Here is a 25,418-nt window from a genome sequence, read left to right on the forward strand (position 1 = left end):
AGCATGCATGCTTCAGTTGAATTGACCGGTTCTGTCTTTTTATCGTAAACGGATCAAGTAAAGTGTACAATAAGAGTTATTGATATCTGTACCGGTACAAGGAGGGTAGTACTGTGAGGAAATATGATCAGCTTGTGTTGAATATAAAAAACAAAATCGAGAGCAGTGAATACAATGCTGGAATGAAAATCCCATCCATTCGTCACTTAGCGGCTCAATATGCTGTGAGCAAAAGCACTGTCATAAAAGCACTAGACACATTAGAGCGTGAACACTTGCTGTACTCTGTAGAAAGAAGTGGCTATTTTGTCGTGAAAACCAATCAGTCAGCCGTTAAGAAGGGCTGCACATGGATTGATTTTGCTTCCTCAGCGCCTGATCCCATTGTGTTTCCGTATGTCGATTTTCAGCACTGCATCAATCAAGCGATTGATCTGTATCAAAATGATTTATTTATCTATGGCACCACCAATGGATTACCATCTTTACTGCCAATCATTTCAAAGCGTTTAACGGATTATCAAGTGTTTGCCTCTCCAGAACAGATCGTCATGACTTCTGGTATTCAGCTGGCTTTATCGATTTTAAGCACCATCCCGTTTCCAAATGGAAAACAGACCATATTGGTCGAGCAGCCAGGCTATCACCTATTCCTCCAATACTTAGAGAAAAACCAGCTGCCTGTCCGGGGGATTCAGCGGACGGAAAACGGACTCGACCTTCAGGAATTGGAGCGTATCTTCCGGGAGGAGGATATTCGCTTTTTCTATACGATGCCAAGATTTCAAAACCCGCTTGGAACGAGTCTGTCGAAACAAGAAAAAATAGCGATTGCAGCCCTTGCCGAAGCATATGATGTCTACATCGTTGAAGACGATTATTTGGCTGATTTAGAATTCGATACAAAAAGAGACCCGATCTATTCATATGATCAGGCGGGGAAGGTCATTTATTTAAAAAGCTTCTCAAAAATCATTTTTCCGGGGCTTAGAACAGGTGCTGTCGTCTTACCAAACGAGCTGATTGGCCCCTTTAGTGAACATAAACGGCTTATTGATATCGACAGCTCGATGCTCTCGCAGGCTGCTTTAGAAATTTATTTGAAAAGCGGGATGTTTGAGCGTCATAGAGAAAGGATGCAGGCGACCTATAGAGCTCGATCCAAACAACTTGTGGCCTGTTTGAAAAATGATCAAGGTGCTTATGCGCTGGGAGAAGAGGAGCCAGCTACCCACACCCACGTTCGTGTCGACCGGTCCATTCCAATGAATCAGCTCATTCAGCAGCTAAAAAAGGCTTCTGTGATGGTTCAGCCGATCGACCGCCATTTCATTTCTACTTATCAAAAGGAGCCTATACTTCAGCTGAACATTTGGCATGTAAAAGAAGAGGAAATCGCACGAGGCGTCGATTTGCTAAAGTCATCACTTCAACAAATCACACGTTATTAAGGCGAGATAGCATGTTCTCACAAGTGAGTATATCGACGTGCTCAGCCGCAGCAGGTTTTCTTGTACAAACCGCCATTTGGTAGGCAGGATCAAGCGAATATGTTTGGACAACGCAAGGGGCTTCGTGATCAGGTAATCTCAAAGTAGCCTGTCCATCCTCTGACAAGCGAGCGGTAAAGGATGAAAGACCATAGGATATTCCCTTCCCTGTCAGCTTGATAAAAGCCTCCTTCATGGACCATAAATGAAAGAAATAGGCTTCCTGCCGTTCTGCCGGCTGTGAGAGTAAATCTTGATATTCGTCAGCTGAAAAAAATCGTTTGGCAATGGCTAAATCAATCGGTTTAATCTCTTCAATATCAATGCCAACAGGCGCATCATCTACTGCGCCCACGACCCAATCACCAGAGTGAGAAAGATTAAAATGAAAAGAAGGAATTTGCCGGACAACAGGCTTTCCATTCCCTTCTGTTTCAAAAATGATCTGTTCCATAGGCAGTGCGTACATCTCATGAATGATGTGACGAATCAGTACCTCACCTAAAAGCGTTCTTCTTGCATCGATCAAAAAACGAAAGCGCTCAGCGGCGGCGCGTTTTTCAAGTGATACAAAAGGCTTCAGCTGTTCTATTTGTTTTCGTGCATTTCTATCATCTAAAGGTTGTAATTGAATAGCGAAAATCTTCATAACGGACCTCAATTTTTTACATTTATTGTACCATTGGATGAACACATGCAAAAGAGAAACAGACATCCTGTTCAATGAAAGCACAAAATGACAGGAAGGTGCGGGCGGTTCTCGATATAGTGGAAAAGGAAGGAGAGGGAAAAATGATTCACTTGATCATGGATAGTATCAATTATATGGAAGAGAGGCTGGATCAGCCTTTGCAGATCGAAGAAGTGGCAGAGGCCGCATGTATGTCTAAATTTCATTATCAGCGGCTATTCCATATGCTGACGGGAATTGCAGTAGCAGAATATATTCGCAAAAGACGATTAACCCTTGTGGCAGAAGAATTCATGACCAAGCAAGTGAAAGTCATTGATGCGGCGGTGAAGTATGGCTATGAAACCCCAGAGTCGTTTGCGAAAGCCTTCAAGCGGCATCATGGATATACACCGGCAGCAGTGAAAACAGGCGAGTATACAGTGAAAGCCTACCCCCGTCTCTCCTTCGAACTTCAAATAAAAGGAGTCGAACCGATGCATTATCGAATTGTGGAAAAGGATTCATTTTCAATCATGGGCAGAAAACTAAAGACAACAACAAAGAATAGCCAAAACAAACAGGATATTCCCGCCTTTTGGAAGCGTGTCAATCAAGAAGGATGGACGGATTCACTGGCTCATGCAGCTGGAGAACTCGGATATATCGGTGTATGTGCGCATTTTGATGAAACGCTTGAAACATTTGACTATATCATTGGGATTGAGCAAGGTGAGGAACAACCAGATTCGACCATGACAGTCGAGCAGATTCCGGCCAGTACGTGGGCTGTATTTCAGGCAAAGGGGCCTGTCGAAACCGCTGTGCATTCAACATGGACACGTATTTTCACAGAATGGTTTCCTGCCTCAGGATATGAGCATGCTGGGGGAATGGAGATGGAAACGTACCCTTTAGATGGAGAGATAAATTCTCCAGATCATGTGACATTGATTTGGATTCCAATCCGTAAACAATCATAAAAAAGGCAGCGTATCTCGCTGCTTTTTATCCTTGTTTGAGGACATGAACACCGTTTGGATCAATCGTATTCATCCCAGAAGAATCCATCATCTTCACTTCAAGTAAAGAGAGACGTTCTCCCTTTTTCCAATGAATAGGTTGTGTCAAACCGTCCAGCAACTGATCGACCGCAGGTGTATGAGTCAAATCAGGTACTGCGATCGTCATCTCGGCAATTGCTTCTTCACCAGTTTCAATCACATCTGTCCGCCGCTGCAATTCAAGCCTTAAGCGCATCGGTGTAGAAAGAAACGTTCTTCGCTCCCCGGTCTGGATTGCCCAGTTTCTCTTTTGCGCTTGTACCAGCAGCTGATCATATTCATCATCAGTCACTAGAAAGCCGATGTGATCAAAAAGGACTTTTTTACTATAACCAAATGTGATATTGATCTGTCCCTTTCTCATCTCAATGATTCGGAAAGAGGGCTTCTTCTCTCTAAAATCATCCCATGTCTGCGGAGGGGGAAAGGAACCTTCCTTTGCGAAACGCCCCTTTACTTCAAAGCCTAATGAAGTGTACGCCTGCTCCGTCTCCTCAACAAATGGTGTCCAGTAATGATAATGGAAAAGCTGCATCAGAGGATCATCTCCTGTTTTAAGAATATTGCGTCTATTTAGTTTAGCACAAAACAAGCCATTCTTTTAGTAGAATGGCTTGTTCTTATCGGGTAAGGGTTTGAACAGGTTTCTCCGCTGTTTTTGTAATGAGCAGCTGCAAGAGCCGTGTCGATTGTGGCAATGAAAAGCGAAGGACGAGTCCAGTAAAGATGGCCGTCAGAATCGTTCCAATGCCAATCGGGCCGCCGAGCATCCATGCAAATAGAAGCACGGTTAACTCAATACCATTTCGAACCCACTGTACGTTCAGCCCTGTTTTTGCTGAGATGAGCAGCATTAATGAATCTCTTGGCCCGGCGCCAAGATTAGCTGAGACATAAATGCCAACGCCATACCCAGACACAATCACGCCCGTAATAAATACATATAAAGCAGGTAAATACCCATGTGGTGCAGGTAATACTGCATTAAAGAAATCAATAAACACGCCAATCAGCACCATATTGAGAAGGGCGCCGATCTTTGGAAAAGATTTCGTGAAAACAGATGTCAGTGTCACAATGAGTGCACCAATAATGATCGACCATTGTCCAATGGTTAAACCAAAATGCTGAAACAGTCCATAATGAAAAGCGTCCCACGGACCAATGCCAAGGATCTTTCCCTTCACTGTCAGCGATAGTCCAAAAGCAAGTACAATCAATCCAACAAAATAAAAAAACCAACGTAAAAGATGTTCCCGCTTCAAAAGCTTTCCCTTCTTTCTTAAACACTCGATTTCAATCGTAACATACTCGCACGCCCCTTTAAATGGCTTTGCTCAATTGTAATCGCTTACTCGATAAAAAGAATTTTTTCCATAAAAAGAGCAGAAAACATCAAATTTTGGAGCAAGACTTTTGCCTTGTTTTTTTTAACAAAGTGAACCAATAATTAACAATTTTTATGAAAATAAGAAAAAAATTCAATGTAAAATGACAAAAAAACAACCTTTATCCAATTAAAGAATATTCAAGATAAATTAGAATAGATTGTATGTAAATTGCGCCGTTAGGCCTGTTTTTATTGATAGATAAAATATTTAATACACGATAAAAAAACTTGTTTTATTGGAAAAAACATAGATGGATCAGATGTCGAAAGCTGTATATGACAAAAGGGCTATTTTTGTCGAAAATAGTCTTTTAGTCATGTTGAGGGTTCTGAAATGTTACTGATATTCTTTACCAAAGTGTGGGAGGTGAACTGGTACATACCATTATGATTTAGAGCAGGGAAAAGGGGATGTCAAAAAATGAACATATTAAAAAGAACGAGTCAATTATTTCTAATATTGGTGCTGATTGCTGGGAATTTATTAACAGTTTCGCCACCTGTTACGAAAGCCGCTGGGACAGTGGTTGTCAATAACGCAGATTCCTACATGATTGGAAATGGGAAGTTAGTTCTTTATCAGCTTGATGGGCAAAATCCAACAAACGTAAAGGCTAGTGTACAGGTGAAGGGAATTAATTCGACTGTAGTGAACGGTGTTGCTGTGAATGATCAAGAAAACACTGTGTATGCAACTACGACAGCAAGTGGAGAGCCAGTTCTTTATAAAATAAATGCGACCACTGGACAAGCAGAGCGTGTAGGTGTTTTAGGCGGAAGAGCGCCTAATGCCGTTGTTTATAACGGTAAATATATTCATTCGTATGCGGTTGATGGAGAACCCTACCTTGCAACGTACGACTTAGCAACTGGTCAAAAAACGGCCAAGAAAATTGTCGGTTATGACGTTGGCCCTGGCATTGGCGGAGACATTGGCGGAGACCTTGTCGTCGATAAGGATGGCTATCTTTGGTTCGCATCTAATACCAGTGGGTCCATTGCGCAAATGAATCCTGAAACAGCTGAAGTCATTCGAGTGATTCCAATCACAAATGCAGATGGTAAACCGATTGAGGGAGGAGTACGAGGAATTAGCTTTTTGCCAAATGGACAAATGCTATTACAATCAGGAAAAGATGACTCTATTGGTCATTCTACTCTTTTTACACTTGATGCGAAAACATTAAGTACAACATATATGGGCACTGTAGGTGATTCATTATCTTACGACTTAGCTTCAAGGGTGAAGCCTGAATTCGATCCATATCCTCCTAACCTTGAATCAGAAAAATCTGTTGCTTTACAGAAAAAAGCAGAAGGCAACACAGATGAAAAGCATCCAGAAGTAGGCGACACTTTGCTTTATACAATTAGAGCAAAAAATACGGTGCAATTCGGCATTCTTAAAAATCTGATCATATCAGATAACCTTCCGAGCAGCTTAACCTATGTTTCTGGATCTCTTAAGGTAGATGGCACAAGCGTAACAGATGCAAAGGATCAAGACAAAGGTGATTTTACAAACGGTACTGTGACAGGTCAAATAGGTGATGTGAAAGATACCGATTGGCACACCGTGACATTTGAAGCGAAAGTAGCAAAAGGGCAAGCGGGTAAAGATATTCAAAATACAGCGAATGTCAAAGGGGAAAACACACCGCCAGACAATCCAACAACAAACATAGAAATTTATCCTCGTGATCCGAAGCTTGAATCAGAAAAATCAGCGGTCTTACAGAAAAAAGCAGATGGGAATACAGATGAGAAACACCCAGAAGTAGGGGACACATTGCTGTATACCATTCAAGCCCGTAACGCTATTGAAGATAGTGTAATAGAAGACCTTGTGATTTCTGACAAGTTACCTCAAGGATTATCTTATGTACCAAATTCACTTCAGGTAGATGGAAATCCGGTCACAGATGTAAAAGATGACGACAACGGTGATATGACAGATGGAACTGTCACTGGAACGTTCGGTGAAGTGAAAGATACGAAATGGCATACCGTGACGTTTGAAGTCACAGTTGAAAAAGGCCAGGCAGGCAAAGATATTCAAAATACAGCGAGTGTCACAACCGGCAACACACCGCCAGACGAGCCGACAACGAATGTAGAGATCTATCCTCGTGACCCAAAGCTGACTTCTGAAAAATCAGCGGTCTTGCAGAAAAAAGCAGATGGCAATACAGATGAGAAGCATCCAGAGGTCGGTGATACACTTCTTTATACGATTAAAACAAAGAATACGATAGAAGACAGTCTCGTTGAAAATTTAGTGATCTCAGACGAACTGCCGGAAGGATTAGCGTATGTGCCGGATTCACTTCAAGTGGATGGAGAGGCAGTCACTGACGCAAAGGATGACGATAACGGAGACTTCACAGATGGTACCATATCAGGACAATTTGGTGACATTCAAGATACAGATTGGCATACTGTGACATTTGAAGTGACGGTTGAAAAAGGACAATCTGGCAAAGACATTCAAAATACAGCGAGTGTCACAGGTGAAAACACACCACCAGACGATCCGACAACAAAAACAGAAATCTATCCTCGTGATCCAAAGCTAGAATCAGAAAAATCAGCGGTCTTGCAGAAAAAAGCTGAAGGTAACAAAGATGAGAAGCATCCAGAAGTAGGAGATACCCTGCTTTATACAATTAAAACAAAGAACACGATAGAAGACAGCCTTGTGGAAAATCTAGTGATCTCAGATCAATTACCAAAAGGGCTGACGTATGTCGCTGGGTCTCTTGAAATTGATGGAGAATCTGTCACAGATGTGAAAGACGACGATAGCGGAGACTACACAGATGGAAAGGTCACAGGTTATTTTGGTGATGTGAAGGACACGGACTGGCATACCGTGACGTTTGAAGTGACAGTTGAAAAGGGACAGGCTGGTCAAGACATTCAAAACACTGCCGAAGTAACAGGTGAAAACACACCGCCAGATGATCCAACAACGAAAACAGAAATTTATCCTCGTGAACCAAAACTAGCATCAGAAAAGACAGCGAGCATTCAGAAAAAAGCAGAAGGGAACACAGATGAAAAAACACCACAGGTAGGCGATACCCTTCTGTATACGATCAAAACAAAGAATCTTGAAGAGGACAGCATCGTCGAAAATCTCGTGATTTCAGATCAACTGCCAGAAGGTCTTGAATATGTCGAAGGATCATTAAAAGTAGATGACCAAGCCGTCACAGATGCAAAAGATGACGATAACGGAGATTACACAAAAGGCACAGTGACCGGACAATTTGGTGATATCAAAGACACGGACTGGCATACTGTGACGTTTGAGGCGAAAGTAGCCAAAGGACAAGCAGGTAAAAGCATTCAAAACACAGCGAAAGTAACAGGCGAAAACACGCCGCCAGATGAGCCGACAACCGAAACAAACATTGATCCAAGAGATCCAAAGCTTGAATCAGAAAAAACATCTGAGATTGCTCAAAAAGCAGAAGGCAATACAAATGAAAAACAAGTTCAGGTAGGCGACACCCTTCTTTACACCATCAAAACAAAAAATAGTGTAGAAGACAGTGTCATCAAAGATCTAGTCATCGCAGATCAACTGCCAGAAGGTCTTGAATATGTCGAAGGGTCATTAAAAGTAGATGACCAAGCCGTCACAGATGCAAAAGATGACGACAACGGAGACTACACAAAAGGCACAGTGACCGGTCAATTTGGCGATATCAAAGATACAGACTGGCATACCGTGACGTTTGAAGCGAAAGTAGCAAAAGGCCAAGCGGATAAAACCATTCAAAACACAGCGAAAGTAACAGGCGAAAACACACCGCCAGATGAGCCGACAACCGAAACGAACATTGATCCAAGAGATCCAAAGCTTGAATCAGAAAAAACATCTGAGATCTCTCAAAAAGCAGAAGGCAATACAAATGAAAAAGAAGTACAAGTAGGCGACACTCTCCTTTACACCATCAAAACAAAAAATAGTGTAGAAGACAGTATCATCAAAGATTTAGTGATCGCAGATCAACTGCCAGAAGGTCTTGAATATGTCGAAGGATCATTAAAAGTAGATGACCAAGCCGTCACAGATGCAAAAGATGACGACAACGGAGACTACACAAAAGGCACAGTGACCGGTCAATTTGGCGATATCAAAGATACGGACTGGCATACGGTGACTTTTGAAGCGAAGGTCGCGAAAGGAACTGAAGGTAAAACCATTCAAAATATCGCAGTTGTGAAGGGTGATAATGTTGACGAACCAGACAAACCTGAAAACTCAACAACGGTAGTACCGCCGCATGTGCCAGAGGTGCCAGCAAATCCAGAGCAGCCTTCTCATTCAGAACCGGATACACCTGGTCATCATCTTCCGAACACTGCAACAGAGATGTACAACCTTTTACTAGCAGGATTTGCACTTGTACTAATAGGTGCATCCCTTATTGTATGGAAAAGAAGAAAAAGAAACGGATAATCGTCCATGTTTCAAAAAATCATCTCAGCTCTATTGATTACAGCAGGTATTTGTCTTGTGATTGTAGGATATATGAAAATCGTTGATGGACAAAGACAAGTAGATCAATCATTCCAGTCAGCGCAAGCAGCCATCCAGCAAAAGGGGAAAATGGATTCCTCTTTTGTGCCGGAGGCTGGTGAAACCATTGGGCTCTTGCACATTCCAAAGTTAAACGCTGAGTTACCAATTGTAGAAGGAACAGCGGCGGAGGATTTGGCAAAGGGAGTGGGTCATTATCACGAGAGCTATTTTCCTAACGAACAGGGACAAATTGTTTTATCTGGGCATCGTGATACTGTGTTTAGACGAACAGGAGAACTTGTGAAAGGGGATCAACTTGTCATAGAGCTTTCATACGGTCGGTTTACCTATGAAATTGAGAAAACAAAGATTGTGAAAAAAGATGATCAAAGTATTATTACACTACAACAGGAAAAGGAAGAACTTGTCCTCACCACATGTTATCCTTTTTCTTTCATTGGGCCTGCGCCAAACAGATATATTATATATGGGAAGCGTGTTTAGCCACTGGATCAGCCTGCAGCTCATTCTTTTCATTAACCGATTAGAGCGCTTAATCCCTTGATAAACAGGGAATCTTCTATATCATATCTAGAGATGCAGGGGGGGTCAATTTGTTAAATAAAGAAGATGTAAAGTATATAGATAACGTTGGAAGAATTGTCCTGCCGACAGATATAAGAAAACGGTTGAAAATTCATCCACAAGATTTTATTGAAATCTATCAAGAAGAAAGTCACATTGTGATAAAGCCTTATTGGCAGGATAAACCTTGTATCGTTACAGGGCAAGTCACCTGTTCCAATAAGGCGCTGTCAGGCGGTGTAGTTGTCAGCCCAGAGGGAGCGAGACTGCTCCTGCAAGATTTACTAGCGCTGCGGCTGCAAAAAGAGATATAAAAAAAGGCTGTCGAGAAAATCTTGACAGCCTTTTTCTTAAATTTTCCAGGTTCTCATTTATAATAGGAAAAAGTCTAGTACAGGAAGGTGATTTTCTCATGTTCCACATTAGAAATTATCCTCAGCACGAAGCAGAATTTGTATTGTTAGATCAATTGGATCAAAGAGGATCACCTGATTCGTAAAATTGATCAGTACATTGATTTATTATTTACTTAAATGATAAGGTTATCTTTGGTGTCTACCGATTTTCCGTTTTTTAAATCATTTGAATATTTTTATAAGTAATAGGATCTTTATAACCAGCCTCTTTAAAACCTTTTAACCTTAATGTGCAACTGTCACATTCACCACAGGCATACTCTTCTCCGTTGTAGCAGGAGGTAGTAAGCTCGTAAGGCACATTCAACTTAAGTCCCAGCGTTATTGTATCCGCTTTACTTAAATTGATAAGAGGAGTATAAATGTTTGTTTTTTCCCCTTCGATATTTCTTTTGGTCGCAAGACGGACCGTATTGTTTAAGCTTTCAATAAACTCTGGACGGCAATCTGGATACCCACTGTAGTCGACTCTACTTACTCCAGTGAAAATAGCTTCTGCTTTAATCACTTCCGCATAAGCTGATGCACAGGAGAGAAAAATTAAATTCCTAGCCGGTACATATGTTATCGGGATGTTATTTTGATTCACTTTTTTCGGTACATCTATATTTTCATCGGTTAATGCGCTGCCTCCTAAATTTTTTAAAAAATCAATATTTACAATTTTATGCTCTTGTACTTGATAATGCTCTGCAATTTTTTTAGCTTGTTCCACTTCTCTGGAATGTCTCTGCCCATAGTAAAACGTGAGGGCATGCAACTTGTATCCTTCATTCTCTGCAATTCCCATGCAGGTGGCACTGTCTAATCCACCGCTTAAAACAACGACTGCTTTCTTATCATTCTTTTTAATATTAAACACCCCTTTCTTTCGGATCCCAAATGATTTTGTGAATCTGAAGATTAACTTGAATATCTTTCCGCCGGCTGTTTAGAACTTTTTTGACTAGATTCGCTGGCTTCATCGTCTCCCAAACCGGACTCATTAATAGCCGGCCCTTTTTATGATGCTTGTCAATAACATCCATGGCGATTTGAAAATCGTTTTCAGATCCTATAACAAATTTGATTTCATCATTTTCATCTAATAAATCAAAGTTTTCATAGATCATTTTTTCCATTTCTCCACTTTCTGGTAGTTTAAAATCCATTATAAATCGAACTTTATTGGACATTTCAGGGGATTGACGCCTCATGTTTATAAAAGTCTTTAAATGAATAGCACCATTTGTTTCAATATGAATATCTTTAATTACATCGATTTTAGCCAGCCTCTGAATTAAAGCTAAAGATTTTTCCCCATGGATTAAGGGCTCTCCCCCGGTTAAACAAACATAATGGTTTGCCAAACGGGACACCTTCTGTGCGATCTCTTCTATTGTAGCTTCAAACTCGGGTTTGCTGGGGGCATAGCTGTATTTTGTATCGCACCACACACAACGCAGATTACAATGAAACAGCCTTATAAATGTCGTCTGTTTTCCCACAGCAGATCCTTCACCCTCTATTGTTTCGAAAATTTCGACCATTGGTAATACTGTTGTATCTGCATTCATTTTACGCTCATCACCCTCCCGCGCTCTGATAATGTTTCAGAGAGAATTTCCAAAATATCGCGCTACATACTAGAAAACCAATAACATATAAGAAATACTGATAAACGTTTGTTTCATTAGACACATCAAGAAGGCGTTCCACCGGTACATTTGCGACGATCACTATAGGAAAAATAAAAACAAAAATTATTCTGCCAATCCCTTTAAAAAAAGACGTCGGATATCTAAATAGCGTCATTGCCCCTAAAAACAATTCGTGCAGACCGTCAACTTTCGTAATCCAAATCGATAATGTCATAGTGATAAACCAGAGTGCGTAAGCCAGCACTACTCCGGTTAAAATAAGGAACAAATATTCAAATATTTGGTTTATTTGTAAGGCGACATGTAGATTGATCAATGCATATATAACAAGCAAAATTGCTGGAATTAAATTCCCGAAATTCCCCATATCTAATTTCCGCAAAGAAATAATAAACTGGCTGTTTACGGGCTTTAATAAAAGAAGATCCAAGGTTCCTTTATTAACCAATGATGGGATATAGGGAAGGTTATTGATAAACAATACAAAAATTAAGGATTTTAATATCTCGCTTGTTCCGATTAGTAAATAAATGTCATATATACTCCATCCATTGACGTTTTCCACATAACCAAAGAGTGTATTGAAAAAAATTAGTGTAATGACAAACCATATGAGACTGTCAATAATATTCATAAAGAAGTTGGTTCTGTACATCATTAAATTAATGCTATTGATTTTAACAATGTGGAGAAAAAGAGTGATGTATCTCATTTCATGCACCAACCGATTCATATTTTGACATCGCACGTTTCCACGCATACTTCGAAAAAGCAGAAAGTATGCCGATCCATATAAGTTGAATAAATAAGCCGTAAAAGATTTCTCCCATTCCCAAACGGCCAAGATATATGTTTACAGGAAAATCAATCAAATAGGCAAATGGGAGATTTTTAACGATATGAAAAAATGGGTCCGGCAAAAGCTTTAATGGAAATAGCGTACCTGATAGCAGTTCAAGCAAAATATCTACTGTAAAAAAGAACGAAGCTATCTCAACAAAATAAAAAGAAAATAGAGAAACAAGAAAATACAAATTATAATACAAAATCATCGCCAAGATGGCAGCTGCAATCAGACCTGCTAAATCATGAAAATCAGGAAATAAAAAATATTCTCTATTGCAAAAAGAAATAATTCCTATTGGAATAATAACAAGCGTTAATTGGACCAGCTTATTTCCGGTATTTTTTGAAAACCAGAATCCCCAGTATGAAATAGGTTTTGTTAAATATTTTGAAAGTTCACCGCTGCTCACCTCATCTTGAATTGACCAGTGGAAAGAAGGAAGCAATAAGATCTCGAGAATCTTTGCTATAATTAAATATGTAATCATTGATTCAATTGTGTAGCCTTCAATGATTTGTTTTTGATCGTAGACATTCTGCCATAAATAAATGACTGCAATAAGTGGAAGCAGGCTAAATGCCATATACAGCAGGGTGTTGAGTCGATACTGAAAAGCCGTCTGTATGGCCATGAGCCCCGGCTTAATATATTTTCTCAATTTTTTTCAACTCCGACATGCTCTGATTGTTTATAAATCTCCTCTAATAAAGATTGGATTTCTGTATGCTTCTCCTCAAAATGAATAATATCGTAATTATTGATAATATCCCTCAAAGCCTGACTGAATGTATTTCTACTAATTTTCAAAAGAACAGTATGATCCAGTTCTTCGATGATTTCACCATATTGCTTCAAAAGCGAAAGGTTTTCCATTTCTGATAGGGTGATCGACAACAACTTGTATTCATCATCGTTTAAACCTGGCAAACCTTTAAAGCTCCCATTATAATAAAGCGCTCCATCTCGCAAAATCATAATTTGCTCACAAAGCTCCTCGATATCCTGTAAATAATGGCTCGTTAAGATAACTGTCACTTCCCGTTCCCGGCAGTATGACTTCAAGAATCGTCTAATATTTTTTTGAGCAATAAAATCTAAGCCAATTGTTGGCTCATCCAAAAATAAAATCTCAGGAGAGTGAAGTAGCGCGGCTACCAATTCACATTTCATTCTTTCGCCAAGAGAAAGATTTCGAACGGGAGATCTCACAACATGCTTCACATGCAAAGCGGTTGTCAGTCGCTCTATATGATCCTCAAACTCAGCTTGGGCAATCTGATATATTTCTTTATGGAGCAAAAATGTTTCGTATGGTGTAAGATCCCACCACAATTGATTTTTTTGTCCTAATACAACCCCTATTTTCTTTAAAAACGCCGGTTCTTTTTTATGCGGCGTAAATGAATCGACCGTTATCCTCCCTGAAGTCGGTGTAATCAAACCCGTCATCAGCTTAATTAAAGTTGACTTGCCTGCCCCATTTGCACCGATAAGACCAATAATTTTTCCTTTTGGAATTGAAAAAGAAACATTGTTTATAGCATGAATGACTTCTTTTTCTCTATGAAATAGACTCTTAACGGAATTCCAAAATCCTTCATCCATTGAAGCTCTGCTGAATGAACGTGATACATTTTCGACCTGTATGAACATAACCAAATCCTTCCGTTGATAAGTTTTAAAATTTGAAAATTTCTGCGAACTCAGTGCCGACCTGCATACCTCTATATGCATTTAACCCTTTAACCCCATTTTCCAATTGGAGGATGGCTCCTTGAGATTTATATGCGCTTAAAGCCTCCATTTTTTGGTCTATCACACTACTGATATCACTGACTAATTGATAAGTGGTTAACGGAGTCCAAATCTCATACTGCAAACATCTTTTGATCTTGTTTTTGTTTCGCAGAAAATTAGAGCGGTTTAAAAATAATGCCTCACTGGTAATTTCATGAACAATTCGATGGTCACGGTCAGCTTCTTCCGAGTGAGGATAGTATACATAATCAGGCCGATAATCATCTATATGCATCAGCACTCTTTCAACAAGATCTCTTCTATAGGTGAGCGCCCGGTCTTTTTCTTTTAAAAAATGAATATCTTGTGTGCCGATGATTGCGCAAGCTCTTTTGCATTCGTTTTCACGTATTTGAATATTTTGTTCAATGCTGCCATCGATTCCGGAAAGTTCGCCCTTTGTGACGATAATAATTCTCGCCTGATCCCCGCGTTTAATCGCTTTGGCAATTGTTCCCCCGCATCCGATCATTTCATCGTCATGATGTGGCGCGATGACTAAATGTTTTCTGTTATTTGTGTGCATTCACTTTCTCCTTTCTTTAAGAAAGCTTTGTGATGTAGATCATAAACTCGCTGCCTCGCTTGAAAGGTTCTCTATTGTAATCCCCATAAAAGTCTAAAACAGTAAAACCTCTGGATTTTAGAAGATAAAACAGTTCTGTCGGTAGTGAATATCTAGTTAAAAACTTGAATTCGTATTTCTCCGTTGCTTTATCACCTTGATGTATTTCAAATAAACAATAAGTTGATACAATTTGTTTATAATGGTCTATTCGAAATATACTTTGGGATTTAATATATTGATGATCTTTGGAGGGATTAGCTGTGTTTCCAAAATCTTTTTGCCTCTTGTCGTAAGGACAGACTTGCGGCGGCGATATGATGTCAAAAATAAACTTGCCTTCAGGTTTTAGCAGTTGCTTAATTTTTTTTAGCGCTTCGACCTGATCTTTTGGGGTCAAAAGATACTCAAAAACACCACCGCTCATAAAAATATAATCAAATTGGCTATCACAATGGAAATTTTTTATATCGGCCTTCTCAAAATGTATACGTTCTAATGTTTTCTGGTCAGATGTAGCAAGTTTCCTTTTTGCATTTTCAACCATCCCTGCGGAAATATCGATAGCATGAACGGTTGCACCGTTTTGGGCTAATTGAAAGGCCAGTCGGCCAGATCCGCATCCGATGTCAAGAATTGTGATACCTTCCTTTACAAAGCTGCTGTAGAAATCAAATAGTCCGTCCGGTTCAGGAATTAATTTATCATAAACGCTAGAGATATTGTCATACTGTTGTATTTGCTGAACCACTCTTTTTTACACCTCTTTCAAATGATTTGCTTTCCTTTTTAAACCCCATGAAAAATGCAATCTGCCATAAAGAAAGATAAATAGCTACACCCGTACCAAACCTATTTTTCAAAGGAGTCCAACTTTTTAGCATGCTTTTCAACAGGTTGCTAGGAGGAGAATACCATTCTTTATTCGATTTAACCCCCCTTGCTTGTCCCCTTCCATAGTTGTAAGAGCTTTTCAAATCGCCTAACAGCGTCAGGGCAGGATGGATGACTTGGGCACTATCATCGTATCCGATGCTGAGATCAGCCCTCCTCACTCTTGCATCAAAATCATAATCTTCTGTCCAGTTTATTTGATCGTCAAAATAATAGTTGTCTATTTGATCTAAAATATTCTTTCTAAATGCTAAAGGGGGGGAATACGCATTTTTTTTAGTAGTATGAATATGTCTGGAAGTTGCAATTATTTTTTCTGTTTTTGACCGGTAGGCAAAAAGAACCCTTCCTTTAGCTAACGGATGTTTATACAACATGTTGTATAACTTATCTATACAGCCTTTTCTAAAAATACAATCTGAATCCATTAGCAGAACATTATTTTTGCTTGAAGACTTGATTCCTTCGTTATAAGCCTTTGCAAGATTTGGAAAGGGAAGATAGACCATTATTGCATTGTGTTTTTTGGCGATATTTTCAACTTGTTTGGTTGCGCCGTTGAGTACGACTATAATTTCTGCCTCTATGTCTATGCTTTTTAAACAATCGTCAAGTCTAGGGTCATTATAAGCTGGTATTACGATTGACAGATCTATCAATGCTACTCACCTTTTTTAAAGTATTTTCCAAATCATTCAACACAGGATCTAAAATATAAAACTCTCCCCAATCCTTTAAGTTAGTCAAGACGCCTTTTGAACTTCTGAATGTCTCCAAACCAGGTGTATGAAAATATGTGAGGTCTATTGTTTTGCAAAAATCATGAATGTCAGTCACAATTGAATCCTTTATTGGCATGCAATAGTGTACAACTGCTTTATAATGTTGCTGCTTGGAGGTTAAATAATTCTTTATTCGATTTAAAAGTGAATCTTGATATAATTTTTTCATTCTTAAAGCTTCTTCTTCGGATATATCCTCTGTTTGTATCCAATCGTATGCGCAAAATGCCGGATTCATTTGATATTCATAAGGGATAACGCCTGCATTAGACAATATGATGGGGTGTATCCTTTCAAATTTATTTGTTATCTTTCTTATTTTTTTTCCAATATAAGAAAAGTCATATGGTTTTGCCCATGTGCAGACTTGGAATAAAATGATGTCTTTTCCGGCTGGCGGAAGGTACTCATCACTACAAAAGAATTTTTGCCATTGTTCAAATTCTTCGTGAAAGATATGGTCGCTGGTCGCCCCTCTCTTAAAGAAGGTTTCCCCCTTATAGATGTTTTTCAGTTTGTATTCCGGAAAGTTTGGATAGGTAGAACTCATGAACACTCACCTCATCTTATTTTTTGATTAAAAAATGATTTAAGAATAGAAAATCTAGCTCAGAACAAAAAAATGAACGAATTGCATCCTTCGGTGAACAAACGATCGGCTCATTTCCAATATTAAAAGACGTATTTAAAACAGCTGGTATTCCGGTTTCTTCATAAAAACATTGAATAAGCTCCCAATAAGGTGAATTCACCTCTCTATCTACGATTTGAGGCCTTGTGGAACCATCGATATGAGTTACTGCCTGAAGCAACTCTAGCGAGGATTTATGTATTGTTGCGTTTAAAAGCATATAAGGAGATGCCGTTACCTCGTTTATCGCCATCGTCTGATTCTCTGCATTAATGCTAGGTGCAAGTGGGCGCCATTGTTCCCTTTCTTTTATATAATTTACCCTTTGAAGCATTGTTTTGCTTTGCGGATTGGCCAGAATGCTTCGGTTTCCTAAAGCTCTTGGTCCGAATTCCATTCTTCCGGAAAATCTAGCTCCGACACTTCCTTTTTTTAAAAGCTCGACTGCAGCTTCGTTTATGCCATTCTCAAAAAACTCATATTTAATTTTGTATTGTTCTAGCAAATCTTTAATTTCTCTATCACTAAAGGCCGGTCCTGAATAGACATGGTCTTTCGAAAGCTTTACATCAAAACCCAGTTCTTTAGACAGCATTGCTCCTGCCCCTAATGATACTCCTGCATCAGATGCAGCGGGCTGTATAAAAATATCTTTAACTTCTTCTAAGTCAAGCAGTTTCCTATTGCTTACACAGTTAAGCCCGACGCCGCCGGAGATGCATAATCGAGAGCAGCCGGTAATCTCTATCGCCCTCTTGGCAAGGTAGATCAAATTCTCTTCCAATGCTTTTTGTCCAAAAGCTGCCACATGATTATAAGATAATGCATCAAGTTGATCGTATAGTTTAGCCCCTTTGTGGTCGTAGACATAATGTGCTGAATTTCTCTTTTCACCGAATTTTTTATAAAAGTAACGTACCCAATCTGTTAAAATTTGATTATAAGTTCTTCTATATCCATCATGTTTGTTGACAATTAACGGGACGTTCCCTTCCCATACTCCATAAGATGACAAGCCCATTGTTTTTCCTTCTCTAAATCTGCCCAGACCAATATATTTTGATAACCCCTCATAAAAGATTCCCAAGGAACATTCCAAAGGGTAAACTTCAAGATAATCGATATGCCCTTTTTCTCCTTTAGCGATTGTGATGGACTCTTCCTCGCCCGAACCGTCTACTACAAGTATTGCTGCGTCATCAAATCCGGAACTATAGTATGCGCCAGCAGCGTGGGCTTGATGGTGGGGATACATTTGTAGTGTTGGGTCTTTTTTTCTCGGAAACATATTTTTAGGGAAAACACAATGCAAGATATCTTTAGTTGTCAGCCTTTGTTTGTCGCCATACTCAATTTCAAGTTTTTCCACATCCCAGCCTAATGCTATATAGTCGACTTCATCTGCTGTAATACCTGCTTCGTGCAAGCAATAAGAAATAGAATGAACGGGCACTGTGTCAAACGCTTTTTTTCTTCTTATAAATCGTTCTTCTTCAGCGGCAGCGAGCAATTTTCCTTGATAAAATAAACTTGCACTCGTATCGTGCACACCTTTATCCCAACCATTTATACCTAGCACGTACATTAAAACACCTCATCATATTTTTCTTCTAATCTCCAAAAATTCTTGCGGAAGAAAAATTGATCTAACCGCTTTTCTGATGAAAACATATAGATCTGTATGAATATATAAATCTTTTATTGCGCTGTACTCAAGGTTTAATTTTCCTATTTCATCATTTAATTTTTCCTTATTTAAAAAAGGTTCTTCTTCCACTTGATAGCTACTAAAATTTTTATGTTTTTCCTCCAAGTAAAAGCCCATCTCGTGGAGATGTTTGAATAGAAGATACTCTCTTTGTCCGAGACGATCCGCACTAATATTCAGATAAATCAAATCCCCTGGTTCGCCTTTCAATACTTCTTGTGCCCTCTGTAACCATAAATCTATGCCTTGCCCATGATCGAGGGGATCACAATGGAATACGTCGTATTTCTTTTTAAGCCTGTCAGGGGCTTCATATGTGACATCAAATTCAAATGTTTCAATTTGCAACCCTTCCCGTCTGTTGATGGATTCTATAAAAGACACGAGATCGCTGTCTATATCACCTACAGATATGTTAAATGCGTTGCCACTGATTTGGGCAAGAGCAAGGCTTGTTAAATCATCATCGCCGCAAAAAAATACATCTTTCCACGGAGGCACTTTCTCAAAAATTATATTTGCACGCTTAACCGAAGTGGTCCATGTTGCTTGAAACTGCCCATGTTCTTTTTTGTTTCTTATCCGTTCCGGAAAAACCGCAGTTGCGAGATCACCAGCAACCTCAAAGTTCATCAGATCATTTGAAAATTCGATTTCGCCAATTTTGCTTATTTTACATAGTTGGTGATTCCTTAAAACGTAGAGGAGATTTATGGCAATGTGCATCGTTCCGGTTATATTGATGACGTCTTGAATTTTTTTTGCCTTATTTATGCATTGCCACACATACTTTTCAAACTGTGTGAAGCTGATACCGCTCCATAAGTTCCATATGCCAATTATTTTTTCAGCTTGCTTATGTTTAAGAAGATGTCCGATTTCTGTTTCCATATCTATCTTTAAAAAATCTTCATAGCATTTTTTTAAAATGTCTATAAGATCACACCCTATCATTATCAGGATCTACAAAACGATTTGTTTTGTAGATCCTATTTTTTGTTATATCGTCTTAGCGTTGGTTAAAAAAAGTTCTTTTTCTTCAAGCTCCAATTCGTCAGTCAAGAGCAAATCTTCAGAAATTTGATCTTCCTCTTTTTTCACGATTTCTTTTTCCACAGGATCACCTCCTTTCAAGTTTTTCGTATCTCGCACTGGCTTCATTGGTTTCTTGAACTTCAATCCATTTAATATGCGGCTGATTCCTCTTTGCGTTGCATAATGATTCTATTATCTCGAAAAAAACCTGAGCGACCCTTTCGGTGCTCGGCTCATATCCTCCTTTTATTTTGTTAAATTCGTCAAAATCATTTAGCACATAATGATCATACTTTTTCTCTAAATGGTGCTTCACTTCACGAAAATCTATTAACATATCTTTTTCGTCTAATGCTGAACCGGTAATGCAAAAGGTAACCTTGTAGTTATGGCCATGAAGCCTTGCGCATTTTCCCGCACCTGTGACTTTATGGGCGCAAGAAATCCAGAAATGTTTAGTTAATGTATAGATATATTGATTACTCATGGATTTAACCCCTTTTTTATACTATGTTTATACAATTTAATTTTCGGATTAAGAAGCAATTTAAATTTTCCATTTATGCATATAAGTATTGCAAAATTCGGATAATTAATTATAGGTTTCACGTAAGATATTTGTTAAGGAAACAATAAGGTGTTTATCATGATGAAAAATAACTGTGCATTTCAAAGAGGATAGAATTTATTGGTTTAGTTTAAATTCTAGGCTTGAAGGATTAAGTTAAGCGCCGTTTGAATGACAAATACATGTGTTAGAATGTTCTTTTAAAAACTGGCTTTGCTACATGAATTGTAAATATAGATATATATTTGTTTGCTGGCGTTTCATTTAGTTTTAAACGAATTAACATTTGTTTAAAACGAGGTATATCAAAATTGTCATTTTTACTCTTTAATTCAACTAATTATCCATTGATGTAATAAAATGTATCTAAATGCAATATAACACCGTCGTTTTGTCGAAGTAAGGTGAAAATTGTCGTTTTTCCTTAAAAATTAATGAATTTGAAATATTGCTGCTTTTAAGAGTAATTCTACTCATAAAAAATGTGTTCCTTAGATTTTGATACTGAAAGGAAAGATTCAATATTTAAGGGCTGTACCTATTAAAATTTATAAAATATAAAATATACAGTAAGAAATAAACTATCGTTTTATCAAGTTTTAAGGGAAATCAATCAGTAATTTTTTAATTTGAAAATACTTTTACAGTTTTTTTTGTTTAGTTAATAAAAATTGTATGGGAGAGAAGTCATCCAATTTTTTAGATGAAATGGTTAATAAAAAATTATCGTAAGATTGAATAATTATTTTGGCCATGATAACTTTATGGGTCCATGCAGATTTGCTAGCTTGATGCGTAAAATCAAAAAAACTGTTCTCACATGATGAGAACAGTCAGACCGTAGACAAACCCCACCTTTACTTCAAGTAAAAGTGGGGTTTTCACTTATTTCGATAAAATCTATCTGATGTCTTACGCTGGACATGGTTCTTTCCATGTCCAGTTTGCTAATTTTTTAAGATTCATGGTAGCGAAAGTAAGCATCGCTTGCATTCAAACTTTTTTTAGTCCATGAAGTTTCGTCCAACGCATACCATGCTTTTCTTTTGCATCCGCAAAGGCGTCTTCTATTGTTTCTTTCCGTTTTGCATAGATGTCCATATTCATTTGTGTGAGTCTCAGATGGTCTGCTTCATCTAGATAGTCCTGCCAAATATGCTGATGAATTTGTTTGGTATGATTTTGACTTTGTGTACAGTTCTCTAGAAATGAGCAGGATTTACATACCTCTGAATCGGACGTATATTGCTTATAGCCTTCTCTAGTTGTTGTACGATAAGAAAGAATTTGCCCGTTTGGGCAAATGTAACAATCAAAATGTGCATCATACACATATTCATTCTTTTTCAAGTAACCAGCTTTTGTTCTCGGACGAGTGTAAGGCATGACAGGTCTTATCTCTTATCCATTAAAAACTTGGCGATGTAAGGATGTTTTATATCCAGCATCTACTGCAACTACATTTGGTTTTCCGACTTTCTTTGTCACCTTTGATACGAGTGAATCTAACCTACGACTATCATGAACATTTCCACCAGTGACCAGTGATCCTAAAATAAATCCTTTTGAATCACAAGCTGTATGAAATGAATAAGCAAATAACTTTTCACGTTCATCCTTTACATAGTAGCCACTCTCTGGTTCAGTTGTACTGACCTTGATTTCTTTTTCCTTTTCTTTATTCTGTAGGGGAAGGGCTTTTTTCCATGTTCTTCACAATCAATATTGATCTCCTCATGAAGCTGATTTTGATAACTTCTGTTTCTACTCGAACGATTTTCTTTTCAAGTTTTTTCTTATTAGCGTTCGCTTTTACATGGGTTGAGCAATGAAGGCGATAGAAGGGTCAACGAGACATTTTTTCATCGCTTCTCTTAAGATTCGGTAAAAAATTTGTTCAAATAAATCTGTATCGTGGAAGCGTTTCACGTAGCTCTTAGCGAAGGTAGAAAAGTGCTGAATTTTCTCCGAAAATCCATATCCAATAAACCAACGATAAGCCACATTGGTTTCAATTTCTTTAATGGTTTGACGCATGGAGCGAATGCCGAATAGATATTGAATCAAAACCATTTTAATGAGAACAAAGGGATCCACACTTGGTTTACCGTTAACAGAACTATAATGATCTTTGACGAGATCATAAATTAAATCAAAATCGATCGCTTGATCAATTTTTCGTACAAGATGATCTTTAGGTACTAATTCATCTAAAGCCACTACTTCTAGTTGATTTCTTCTTTCTTCTTCATGTTTCCATAACATGTTCATCCCCCACAGAATTGTGTTATTACCCTTATTATATAAAAAAGCTTGTAGACTTTGTCTACAAGCTGACTGTTCTCACATGATGAGAACAGCCTTTTTGATCATACTGGATTCAAAATCCGATTTAAGAATTGTTTTGTTCGTTCTTCCTTTGGTCGTTTGAAGATTTCTTCAGGAGGACCTTGTTCGACGATGACGCCGCCATCAATAAAAATCACTTCGTCTGCTACTTCTTGGGCAAACTTGATTTCATGTGTAACAACCGCCATCGTCCAGCCTTCTTTCGCTAAATCCTTCATGACCTTTAAGACTTCTCCGACAAGCTCAGGATCTAGCGCAGAGGTTGGTTCATCAAAAAGCATAAGCTCTGGCTGAATGGCAAGTGCACGGGCAATGCCGACACGCTGCTTTTGACCGCCTGACAGCTGGAAGGGATACAAATCTTTTTTATCCTCAAGTCCTACCTTTTGCAGGAGCTGAATCGCTTCTTTTCGCACCGCTTCTTTCGGACGGCGCTGGACTTGGACTGGACCTTCCATCACATTCTCAAGAACAGTACGATGTGGGAACAGATGATAATCTTGAAACACCATGCCTGACTTCCGGCGAAGCTTGAGCAAATCAGCTTGTTTATTTTTTTTAGAAAAATCAATCGAGAAATCATCGAAGGTAAAGGAGCCGGCATTTGGAATTTCAAGTGCATTTAAACAGCGAAGCATCGTTGTTTTTCCTGAACCTGATGGACCAAGAATCGCCACAACCTGCCCTTTGTTGATCGTAAAATCAATCGACTTTAAAATCTCATTTTCACCAAAGGATTTGTTTAAGCCTTTGACTGTTAGCATGTCGTTCCCTCCTTACCTTGCGACATATCGATCAAGTCGTTTTTCAATTTGGTGTTGAACGAGCGATAGAATGAAGCAGAATACCCAATAGATCAGGGCTGCTTCCATATAAATAAATAAAATTTGATCCAAGTTCGCCGCAGCTATTTCCTGTGATTTACGGAACATCTCAGCCACAAGGATTTGGGAGGCAAGTGATGTATCTTTCACCAAACTAATGAATGAATTAGACAGCGGCGGAATCGATACACGCACTGCCTGCGGTAAAATCACGCGGACGAGCGTTTTGCGATGGGTCATCCCAATCGAATACCCCGCTTCCCATTGTCCTTTTGGAACAGATAGGACGGATGCACGGATAATTTCCGAAGCATACGCACCTACGTTTAAAGAAAAAGCGATGATAGCACTTGGATATGGATCAAGTGTGATATTAAATGTCGGAAAGAAATAGAAAATAATAAACAATTGCACAAAAAGCGGCGTTCCGCGAACGGCCGACACATAGATGGAGAAAATCCATCTGAGGGCTTTGATTTTAGACATTCTAGCAAGAGCTGTCACAAGCGCGATAAAAAGACCAATAATGAAGGCAATGATGGCAAGGGGGATTGTATAATAAATCCCCTGCATCACCATTGGCCAAAAAGATTGCTGAAGAAGATCCCAAGGAATGACGACTCCTAGGGTATTACTTTGTAACATCTTCACCAAACCATTTCTTAGAAATCTTAGCAAGTGTACCGTCTTTTTTCATTTCTTTTAATGCGCCATTCACTTTGTCAACGACTTCGCCGCTACCTTTTCTGAAGGCAAAATACGTTTCTTGTGGATCTCCTGTTTCAAATGCAACTTTTAGGTTTTTGTTACCGCTTGTTTTCAAGTAATTCAAGACAGCTAATTTATCATTGAACGTCAAATCAGCACGCCCTTGCTGAATCAATTGAATGGATTGTGCAAGACCTTCAACCCCTTCAATTTTAGCGCCAGCATCTGTAGCTAATTTGTTGTAGTTACTTGTTAATGATTGCGCTGCTTTTTTGCCTTTCACATCAGAAAGTTTCTTGATGTCATTGTTATCTGATTTTGTCACAACAATGGCTTGAGACGTTGTGTATTTATCAGAGAAATCATATTGATTTTCACGTCCAGTTTTACCAACTTGGTTCGCTACCACATCAAAACGTTTAGAATTCAGACCAGCAAACATGCTGTCCCATTGTGTTTCTTTGAATTCTGGTTTTAAGTCAAGACGTTTTGCGACTTCTGTGATGACCTCGACATCATAGCCAGTTAATTTATCTGTTTTTTTGTCATGGAAGGTGAAAGGAGCATATGTACCTTCTGTACCGATGGTTAATACGCCTTTATCCTGAATGGACTTCCAAAGGTCACCTGATTCCTTAGACCCAGATTGTTTATTTGCGCTGTCGTTTGCAGCTGATCCACATGCTGTGATCAATGCAACACAAGCGCCTAAAATAATGGCAAAGAACATTTTTTTCATTTTATTCCCCACTTTTCTTGTTGGTATTTACAACATATGATCTTACAGAGAAGCAACCTAAAAGTAAAGCATTTGAAACTAGCTTGAGCGAATCTCACCAACTTTATGCCTTGAACTGGTTGAACGGATAAACGATAGAACTATACCCAAAACAAAAGGTGGATAAAACCAAACGCATTCTC

General features: G+C 38.8%; 23 protein-coding genes and 1 pseudogene. 5 read left to right on the forward strand and 19 right to left on the reverse strand.

The annotated features are described in order from the left end of the window. The first annotated feature begins 113 nt into the window (after positions 1-113). A complete protein-coding gene (locus NST09_RS02030) occupies positions 114-1,451 on the forward strand; it encodes a PLP-dependent aminotransferase family protein (RefSeq protein ID WP_342493296.1) in 1,338 nt (445 codons plus the stop codon). On the opposite strand, the gene NST09_RS02035 is transcribed toward NST09_RS02030, so the two are convergent. Beyond that, positions 1,438-2,139 carry a 4'-phosphopantetheinyl transferase superfamily protein gene (locus NST09_RS02035; protein WP_035704395.1) on the reverse strand — a complete coding sequence of 234 codons (702 nt, stop codon included), beginning with the start codon at positions 2,137-2,139 and terminating at the stop codon, positions 1,438-1,440. The genes NST09_RS02030 and NST09_RS02035 overlap by 14 nt on opposite strands. 143 nt (positions 2,140-2,282) lie before the next feature. Between NST09_RS02035 and NST09_RS02040 the strand changes: the two genes are divergently transcribed. Then, positions 2,283-3,143: a GyrI-like domain-containing protein gene (locus NST09_RS02040; protein WP_342493297.1), complete on the forward strand. Its 861-nt coding sequence runs from the start codon at positions 2,283-2,285 to the stop codon at positions 3,141-3,143. Positions 3,144-3,168: 25 nt separating this feature from the next. Here the strand turns inward: NST09_RS02040 and NST09_RS02045 are convergent, their stop codons facing one another. After that, positions 3,169-3,759: a hypothetical protein gene (locus tag NST09_RS02045; RefSeq protein WP_342493298.1), complete on the reverse strand. Its 591-nt coding sequence runs from the start codon at positions 3,757-3,759 to the stop codon at positions 3,169-3,171. An 85-nt stretch (positions 3,760-3,844) separates the two neighbouring features. Beyond that, on the reverse strand, positions 3,845-4,489 hold the full coding sequence (locus NST09_RS02050) for a YitT family protein (RefSeq protein WP_007498187.1): 645 nt from the start codon (positions 4,487-4,489) through the stop codon (positions 3,845-3,847). Between the two features lie 546 nt (positions 4,490-5,035). Between NST09_RS02050 and NST09_RS02055 the strand changes: the two genes are divergently transcribed. The 3 genes from NST09_RS02055 (at position 5,036) to NST09_RS02065 (ending at position 10,047) form a co-directional block, all read left to right on the forward strand. Then, on the forward strand, positions 5,036-9,085 hold the full coding sequence (locus NST09_RS02055) for an isopeptide-forming domain-containing fimbrial protein (protein WP_268414371.1): 4,050 nt from the start codon (positions 5,036-5,038) through the stop codon (positions 9,083-9,085). Positions 9,086-9,091: 6 nt separating this feature from the next. Continuing rightward, complete coding sequence (locus NST09_RS02060; protein WP_039166256.1) at positions 9,092-9,652, forward strand: class D sortase; 561 nt, start codon at positions 9,092-9,094, stop codon at positions 9,650-9,652. A 110-nt stretch (positions 9,653-9,762) separates the two neighbouring features. Then, entirely contained in the window at positions 9,763-10,047 is a 285-nt protein-coding gene (locus NST09_RS02065; RefSeq protein ID WP_041508244.1) for an AbrB/MazE/SpoVT family DNA-binding domain-containing protein, read from the forward strand. A gap of 259 nt (positions 10,048-10,306) precedes the next feature. On the opposite strand, the gene queC is transcribed toward NST09_RS02065, so the two are convergent. The 16 genes and pseudogenes from queC to tcyA all read right to left on the reverse strand — a co-directional run bounded on the left by queC (position 10,307) and on the right by tcyA (position 25,236). Further along, positions 10,307-11,002, reverse strand: coding sequence for a 7-cyano-7-deazaguanine synthase QueC (gene queC / locus NST09_RS02070; RefSeq protein ID WP_082515459.1), 696 nt, complete (start codon positions 11,000-11,002; stop codon positions 10,307-10,309). Position 11,003: 1 nt separating this feature from the next. After that, on the reverse strand, positions 11,004-11,705 hold the full coding sequence (locus NST09_RS02075) for a radical SAM protein (protein WP_056703583.1): 702 nt from the start codon (positions 11,703-11,705) through the stop codon (positions 11,004-11,006). Positions 11,706-11,715: 10 nt separating this feature from the next. Then, positions 11,716-12,423 carry an ABC-2 family transporter protein gene (locus NST09_RS02080; protein WP_268356244.1) on the reverse strand — a complete coding sequence of 236 codons (708 nt, stop codon included), beginning with the start codon at positions 12,421-12,423 and terminating at the stop codon, positions 11,716-11,718. A 79-nt stretch (positions 12,424-12,502) separates the two neighbouring features. After that, positions 12,503-13,294, reverse strand: coding sequence for an ABC-2 family transporter protein (locus NST09_RS02085; RefSeq protein ID WP_056703577.1), 792 nt, complete (start codon positions 13,292-13,294; stop codon positions 12,503-12,505). Continuing rightward, positions 13,291-14,241 carry an ATP-binding cassette domain-containing protein gene (locus NST09_RS02090; RefSeq protein WP_162242778.1) on the reverse strand — a complete coding sequence of 317 codons (951 nt, stop codon included), beginning with the start codon at positions 14,239-14,241 and terminating at the stop codon, positions 13,291-13,293. The genes NST09_RS02085 and NST09_RS02090 overlap by 4 nt, the downstream gene beginning before the upstream one ends. 73 nt (positions 14,242-14,314) lie before the next feature. Further along, a complete protein-coding gene (locus tag NST09_RS02095; RefSeq protein WP_056703571.1) occupies positions 14,315-14,959 on the reverse strand; it encodes a PIG-L domain-containing protein in 645 nt (214 codons plus the stop codon). 16 nt (positions 14,960-14,975) lie between these two features. Continuing rightward, positions 14,976-15,749 carry a class I SAM-dependent methyltransferase gene (locus NST09_RS02100; RefSeq protein WP_056703568.1) on the reverse strand — a complete coding sequence of 258 codons (774 nt, stop codon included), beginning with the start codon at positions 15,747-15,749 and terminating at the stop codon, positions 14,976-14,978. Beyond that, positions 15,724-16,551, reverse strand: a complete 828-nt coding sequence (locus NST09_RS02105; RefSeq protein ID WP_056703565.1) for a glycosyltransferase — start codon at positions 16,549-16,551, stop codon at positions 15,724-15,726. Before NST09_RS02105 ends, NST09_RS02100 begins: the two co-directional genes overlap by 26 nt. After that, the gene (locus NST09_RS02110; protein ID WP_056703563.1) at positions 16,517-17,224 is read right to left on the reverse strand and encodes a DUF5591 domain-containing protein; all 708 of its coding nucleotides are present in this window, start codon (positions 17,222-17,224) and stop codon (positions 16,517-16,519) included. Before NST09_RS02110 ends, NST09_RS02105 begins: the two co-directional genes overlap by 35 nt. Before the next feature lie 16 nt (positions 17,225-17,240). Then, positions 17,241-18,890 (reverse strand): carbamoyltransferase C-terminal domain-containing protein, encoded by a 1,650-nt coding sequence (locus NST09_RS02115; RefSeq protein WP_056703558.1) that lies wholly within the window; start codon positions 18,888-18,890, stop codon positions 17,241-17,243. A 12-nt stretch (positions 18,891-18,902) separates the two neighbouring features. Beyond that, positions 18,903-19,904: a bis-aminopropyl spermidine synthase family protein gene (locus tag NST09_RS02120; RefSeq protein WP_162242777.1), complete on the reverse strand. Its 1,002-nt coding sequence runs from the start codon at positions 19,902-19,904 to the stop codon at positions 18,903-18,905. 229 nt (positions 19,905-20,133) lie between these two features. Next, entirely contained in the window at positions 20,134-20,535 is a 402-nt protein-coding gene (locus NST09_RS02125; RefSeq protein WP_056703552.1) for a 6-carboxytetrahydropterin synthase, read from the reverse strand. A gap of 993 nt (positions 20,536-21,528) precedes the next feature. After that, positions 21,529-22,881, reverse strand: a pseudogene (locus NST09_RS02130) (IS1182 family transposase). Positions 22,882-22,985: 104 nt separating this feature from the next. After that, positions 22,986-23,729 carry an amino acid ABC transporter ATP-binding protein gene (locus tag NST09_RS02135; protein WP_007498183.1) on the reverse strand — a complete coding sequence of 248 codons (744 nt, stop codon included), beginning with the start codon at positions 23,727-23,729 and terminating at the stop codon, positions 22,986-22,988. Positions 23,730-23,741: 12 nt separating this feature from the next. Then, entirely contained in the window at positions 23,742-24,434 is a 693-nt protein-coding gene (locus tag NST09_RS02140) for an amino acid ABC transporter permease (protein ID WP_017366604.1), read from the reverse strand. Beyond that, positions 24,421-25,236 carry a cystine ABC transporter substrate-binding lipoprotein TcyA gene (gene tcyA / locus NST09_RS02145; protein ID WP_007498178.1) on the reverse strand — a complete coding sequence of 272 codons (816 nt, stop codon included), beginning with the start codon at positions 25,234-25,236 and terminating at the stop codon, positions 24,421-24,423. Before tcyA ends, NST09_RS02140 begins: the two co-directional genes overlap by 14 nt. Between the last annotated feature and the right edge of the window lie 182 nt (positions 25,237-25,418).

Source organism: Bacillus sp. FSL W7-1346 (genome assembly GCF_038593335.1).
GTDB classification, from domain to species: Bacteria; Bacillota; Bacilli; order Bacillales; family Bacillaceae; genus Bacillus; species Bacillus altitudinis.